This is a genomic window from Coprococcus sp. RTP21428st1_C9_RTP21428_210409, assembly GCF_040227395.1.
GTDB lineage: Bacteria > Bacillota > Clostridia > Lachnospirales > Lachnospiraceae > Coprococcus > Coprococcus aceti.
The window spans coordinates 1-6,326 of the sequence record NZ_JBEHVV010000105.1 but is presented as its reverse complement, the minus strand read 5'-3'; the positions used below and the strand labels follow the sequence as shown (position 1 = coordinate 6,326).

Here is a 6,326-nt window from a genome sequence, read left to right as displayed (position 1 = left end):
ATGATGAAGTCTATCATCTGATACACCTTGCTCTCCGCATCCTGACTGCACAGAAGATCCACATCATGCTCGCTGACCTGCTTCGTGTCTCCGGCGTAGCTTATCATCTTGTCAACCTCATTCTTGATACAGTTCATATCCATGTTAGCAGCTTCGATTATCTTGTATATCGCCGTGTCTGTGGTGGCAACACCATCGGCACGGAACAGTGACTTCACCCACGTGACCATCATCTTCTCATCAGGGGTCGCAAAATCCAGAGCCTCTCCATTCTTGTCCACAGCCTTGAACAGCTTATACCTGGTGTCCACATCCATCTCTACAAATATGGCAACTGATGTATCCTCTATCTCCACCAGCTTCTTTGCAAAATCCTCGTTGCTGCTCTTGAACAGACCACTGTTCTCCACAAGGACAACTCTTCTGTCCGCAAAAAATGGCATCTCGTTGCAGAATGCAAGAAGCTCAGATGTATCGATCCCATTTCCGGCAAATTTCATAAAATTCAGATTATCGTCCTTATCAGTCAGAGCCGACAGCAGCTTATCTCTGTACTGGTTCACGAGATACCTCTCCTCCCCATACAGAAGATATATCTTGGCAAACTCCCCCGTCTTTATATGTTGGTTTATGACCGCCATCGCGTTCTTTTTTTCCTTTTTCTTTGTTGCAGCCATTACGTTTCTCCTTCATCAAGCTTATGTCTCACAATATGATTTTCAAAATACAGTACCAGTTTCTACCATAATTATATCTTATGTGGCAAATCTGACCTGTTTTTCTATGTATTTTGATAATATCAGAGGTTATCTGACCTGTTTTTATAATCACATATTGATTATTTCTATAATGTCACTTTGGTTTTATAATCACCTACAGATTGTGAGTTTATGTACACTCACTCCAATAAACACAAATCTAATTATAACGGAGGTTCAACATGGAGACAACAGAAAGATATAAGTTAAATAAGGAACTTGCCCAGATGCTTAAGGGCGGAGTTATCATGGACGTTACAACACCTGAGCAGGCTAAGATCGCTGAGGCTGCCGGCGCTTGTGCAGTTATGGCACTTGAGAGAATCCCAGCAGATATCAGAGCTGCAGGTGGTGTATCACGTATGAGTGACCCACAGATGATCAAGGGAATCCAGAACGCTGTATCAATCCCTGTTATGGCTAAGTGCCGTATCGGACATTTCGCAGAGGCTCAGATCCTTCAGGCCATCGAGATCGATTACATCGACGAGAGCGAGGTTCTCTCACCAGCAGATGACGTATACCATATCGACAAGAGACAGTTCAAGGTTCCTTTTGTATGTGGTGCCAAGGATCTCGGCGAGGCCCTCAGAAGAATCAACGAGGGTGCTTCAATGATCAGAACTAAGGGCGAGCCTGGTACAGGTGATATCGTTCAGGCCGTAAGACATATGAGAAAGATGAACAGCCAGATCGCTGAGATCGTCAGCATGAGAACAGATGAGCTGTATGAGGCAGCTAAGAAGCTTGAGGTTCCTTACGATCTCGTTCAGTACGTACATGAGAATCACCGTCTCCCAGTTGTAAACTTCGCAGCCGGCGGTGTTGCTACTCCTGCCGACGCAGCTCTCATGATGCAGCTCGGTGCTGAGGGTGTATTCGTAGGTTCAGGTATCTTCAAGTCAGGAGACCCTGCTAAGCGTGCTGCTGCCATCGTTCAGGCAACAACAAACTACAATGACGCTGATCTCGTTGCAAAGCTTTCAGAGGGACTTGGTGAAGCTATGGTTGGTATCAACGAGCAGGAGATCGCAATCCTCATGGCAGAAAGGGGTAAGTAATATGCAGGTTGGTGTATTGGCAGTACAGGGAGCTTTCGCAGAGCATGAGCATGTACTTTCCGAGCTCGGCGTATCATGCTTAGAACTTAGAAATGCCGGAGATCTGAACAAGCCTTATGACGCCCTGATCCTTCCTGGCGGTGAGAGCACAGTCCAGGGAAAGCTTCTCAGAGACAGCGACATGTTCGACACTATAAAGTCTCAGATCGAGAGTGGCATGCCGGTTCTTGCCACATGTGCAGGACTTATTCTTCTGGCACAGCACATCGAAGGTGATGACACTGTACACCTTGGCACTCTCCCTGTCACAGTAAAGAGAAATGCCTACGGAAGACAGCTTGGAAGCTTCCACACAGAGGCCGAGCTTAAAGGTATCGGTGAGGTTCCTATGACTTTCATCCGTGCACCTTATGTGGCTGAGGCTTCACCTGAGGTTGATGTCCTTGCAACAGTTGATGACAAGATCGTGGCGGTTAAGTACGGCAACCAGTTTGCCCTCTCCTTCCACCCTGAGCTTGACAGCGACTACAGGATCCACAAGGCATTTGTAGACAGTATCCAGTAATATATTGACTACAGTCTAAAACATATATCAATAAAGAAAAGCCTGTGACATATACAGCAGTTATCTGCCGGTATATGTCACAGGCTTTTTCTAATCTATTTTTTCAGTATGCTCCAGGCCATCAAAGTCCGTCATACTCTCATGCTCAGGAAGCTTTGTGAGCGGTTCTTCCTTCTCCTCTATCTTCTCAAGGATCTCCTTGTACTCATTGTCCTTGATGTGGTTTCCTATGATCTCCGCCACATCCGTAACTGTGACAAATGCGGAGGTATCTATGGAATTGATGATGTTCTTCAGCTCACCGATCTCAAATCTCGTGATAACACAGTAGAGCACTGTCTTGTTACCGCTTATCATTCCCTTGCCCTGCATGATGGTAACTGTTCTTCCAAGCTTCTTGTATATCTTGTCTGCCACCTCTCTGGCATCATCAGTTATGATCATGGCCGCCTTTGCCTGCTCCAGACCGGTCTCAACCATATCAAGCACCTTTGATGTTATAAAGTATGTAAGAAGACTGTACATCGCCCTGTCCAGACCAAAGAGCATTCCCGCAATAGAATATATGATCAGATTCATGCCCAGAACAACTCTTCCAACCGGCCAGTCTTTTTTCTTGTTCAGCATGATGGCCACGGTCTCCGTTCCATCCAAGCACCCGCCGAACTTGATGATGATACCAACTCCAAGTCCAAGTATCACACCGCCGAAGCACACCGCAAGTATGGTCTCTGAGGTTGCATTTTCAAGGGGTTTGAATATCTCCACAAATACTGAGAATACAGCCATGGAATAACCGGACTTCACCATGAACATCTTACCAAGCTGTCTTGAACCTATTATAAGAAACGGAACATTAAGAACGATCGTCAGAATACTCAGGGACACTTCTGTGAGATTATTGATCATGATACCTATACCGATGACTCCTCCGTCAAGTATGGTGTTCGGCACGAGAAATTCTTCGATAGCAAATGCAGCTATAACTGCGCCAAGTGTCAGCATTACAAATTCCAGCAGTAATTTTAGTTTTTTTGTCATACTCATCTTCCTTTCCACATCATAGTCGTTTCTTCCTTCCCCTGTTCTCCTTTCAGAATTCTTATTCTCATAACTCCCTGATCATCTGTATCCGGTTACCGAAATTCCACCATCCGTTATCTCTACACATATAGCTCCATGGTCTATGGTACTCATTACATCAGCTCCACAGGCATCCAAACGCTCCAGTGTCTCCCCGTGCGGATGACCATATCGGTTATTCTCCCCCGCCGATATGATCGCAAGATCCGGGTCGACTGCTCTCAGGAACTCCCCACTCGTAGAATATCTGCTGCCGTGATGTCCGACCTTCAACACATCAGCACTCAGATCACCGCCCTCCGAGATAAGCTCCCGTTCTCCATCTTCTCCCAGGTCTCCCGTAAATAAAACACTGTACCCTCGATACTCCAGACGGATAACCGCAGAAAGATCATTTGCATCTTTTATATCAGTTTTTTCGGACGGATGCAAGAAATTTAACCACACTTTAGCCGCATCCTTGCCACAGGACATTTGAGAACCGCCGTCCATATATATGATATTTACGCCTCTTTTCTCTGCCAGCTCAAGCAGTTCACCCATATTTTCAATATCACCATACATCGGAACCACAAGATTATCTATTCTGATACCGGAGTTCGTATCGCTTAGAAGATATTGGATACCGGACACATGATCCTTATCTCCGTGTGTCACAAATGCATAGTCTACATGAGCTGCACCATAAAACTTTAGAACAGGCGCCATCACGTACTCACCAACCTTATTGCTACTCGACGAGCCCCCATCTATCAATATATTTACTCCCATGCCAGACCTTATAAGTATGCCGTCTCCCTGACCAACATACATAAATACAACTCTGAACTCCCGGTCAAATGAAGCTGCTTCGTAAAACACGCAGCACAAGGTCATGATCACAGCAGCGCACAGACAGACCAACCGCCTCCTCACCCTGGCGCAGTCTGCACTCTTTGCTCTTACAAGCAGGATCAGCACTCCAACCATAGCCATATAAAATACTACAATCATCATAACCGACACATGGCCTGTATTTATACTGTAAAATGGAAGCTTCATCGCCCATTCGCAAAGCTGCCTGTATATTGCAAGTATCAGCTTCACAGGAAACGCTCCTATGCCCACCGCCACCTCATTGCCCTGTAGTATCCCGGGAAAAATAAGCATAGCCGCAATCACGACGATACTCACGAATATTATCACAGAAACCAATGGCACTATGAGCAGATTCAGAAAGATCGAATACAGCGGAAACTGGTAATAATAGAATATAACAAGCGGTCCGGTGGCAAGTGTTATCGCCAGATTCATTACAAGTGTGCTGACTACCTTATTCTTAGTTGGAATAAGCTTTTTCATAAGTGCTCCAGGCACCGCCATCCCCAGCACTGCAGCAAAAGACAACTGAAATCCGGCATCAAGGATGATACCCGGATCAATCAGCGCCTGTATGACTGACGCGGTTCCCGCGGATGTAAGCATATCAGGGCTTCGCCCCTTTACCTGACCGATCACAGATATCACCATCATTATCATGGCTCTTACAGTTGAACTCGCCATCCCGGTCATAACTCCGTAAAGTACGATCACAGATATAGCCATTATACCTGATGCCATATATGACCCTGTAAGCCTTCGCAGCACGCCGAATAATGTCATTCCTATTATTGCTATGTGCACACCGGATATCGCCAGAATATGAGCTATTCCATTCATCTGAAACAGCTTCTTCGTATCCCTGTCAATGCCGCTCTTATCCCCCAGTAGCATTGCCTTTATCACCGAGCCATCCGTCTCTCCAAACACACTGTCTGTGATCTCCCCGGACTTTATACGCAGCCTGAACAGAATGTCTCCTATACGGCTGTAGTCCTCTCCACACTCCAGAATGGAGATATCCTTTCCTACTATATATATTCCCTTGTGCGAATAATATTCCCGCGCATCGAATTCGCCCGGATTATCTGCAGAGTCCGGCCTTGACAGACTGCAGCTTAAGGTCAGCTTCATTCCGGTCTTCAGGCTTCCCACGTCTTCCATGTACAGCAATACCTTTGATCTTCCCCGGTATTCCACAGTTTCTTCTGAGTCGCCTCTGCCAAATGTTATCCATTCCGCATACACATATACCCGCCATTCATCGCCGGACTGCCTGATCTCGTACACCTTTCCTTTTATACCGCCCGGCTGCTGCCCATCGAGCTCTTCTGCGAGTCTCTCCTGCTTTGACATAGCACAGCCATTCATATAACCGGTCAACGAGATCATTCCAAATATCATCATACTCAGAACGCATCTGACGATCCTGTTCTTTCTGTCTTTATCACCATGAGCTTTGCCACTATAAAAAAACATGGCTGTACCGGCTTTGTCCATGTAAACCGACAATACCGGTGCAGCCAATATGATCAGACCAATTATAAGCACTGAACTGTCAGCCGCCTCTTTATACGCCTCTCCAAGCGCAAAGCATACTGCTATCCAGAATAATGGTCTCTTTATATTCGTATCCTCCTGTTTTGTTCAAACTTCTGTTTATCTCTCAAGCTTTGAATAATCAGCAGTAAATTTCCTGCTGAGATCGATGTTGTTCAATCTGTTATTTGTATTATCCACATTTATCTGTACACTCTTGACATCTTCAAGCTCCATGAGGGAATCCACAACAGAATACACAAGTATCTCATCGTCCACACCTGCTGTTCCATCCGCAAAGCTCTCATTAAATGTTATCGTACACACATCGTCAGCATCATCCACAGTGACACTCTTAACCACAGTTTTCTCATTGAGCGGTACAACTGTTCCATCGTAACTCATTCTCAGTCCTGCAACCATCTGTTCCTCCAGTGATTCAGGCGCTGATCTGTCCAGATC

6 protein-coding genes are annotated in these 6,326 nt (G+C 45.8%); 2 read left to right on the top strand and 4 right to left on the bottom strand.

The features are described 5' to 3' along the window. Positions 1-677 (bottom strand): DNA polymerase III subunit delta (gene holA, locus ABUA34_RS13555; RefSeq protein WP_349823483.1); only part of this gene is annotated, 677 nt, incomplete at its 3' end. 263 nt (positions 678-940) lie between these two features. Between holA and pdxS the strand changes: the two genes are divergently transcribed. Beyond that, positions 941-1,819, top strand: a complete 879-nt coding sequence (gene pdxS / locus ABUA34_RS13550) for a pyridoxal 5'-phosphate synthase lyase subunit PdxS (protein WP_004848658.1) — start codon at positions 941-943, stop codon at positions 1,817-1,819. Between the two features lies 1 nt (position 1,820). Continuing rightward, positions 1,821-2,384, top strand: coding sequence for a pyridoxal 5'-phosphate synthase glutaminase subunit PdxT (pdxT, locus tag ABUA34_RS13545; protein ID WP_349823482.1), 564 nt, complete (start codon positions 1,821-1,823; stop codon positions 2,382-2,384). Between the two features lie 90 nt (positions 2,385-2,474). On the opposite strand, the gene ABUA34_RS13540 is transcribed toward pdxT, so the two are convergent. The 3 genes from ABUA34_RS13540 to ABUA34_RS13530 form a co-directional block, all read right to left on the bottom strand. Continuing rightward, entirely contained in the window at positions 2,475-3,425 is a 951-nt protein-coding gene (locus ABUA34_RS13540; protein ID WP_349823481.1) for a YitT family protein, read from the bottom strand. 81 nt (positions 3,426-3,506) lie between these two features. Then, complete coding sequence (locus ABUA34_RS13535) at positions 3,507-5,876, bottom strand: DNA internalization-related competence protein ComEC/Rec2 (RefSeq protein WP_349823480.1); 2,370 nt, start codon at positions 5,874-5,876, stop codon at positions 3,507-3,509. A 108-nt stretch (positions 5,877-5,984) separates the two neighbouring features. Beyond that, positions 5,985-6,326: GerMN domain-containing protein (locus tag ABUA34_RS13530; protein WP_349823479.1), on the bottom strand; the 342-nt coding region annotated here is incomplete at its 5' end.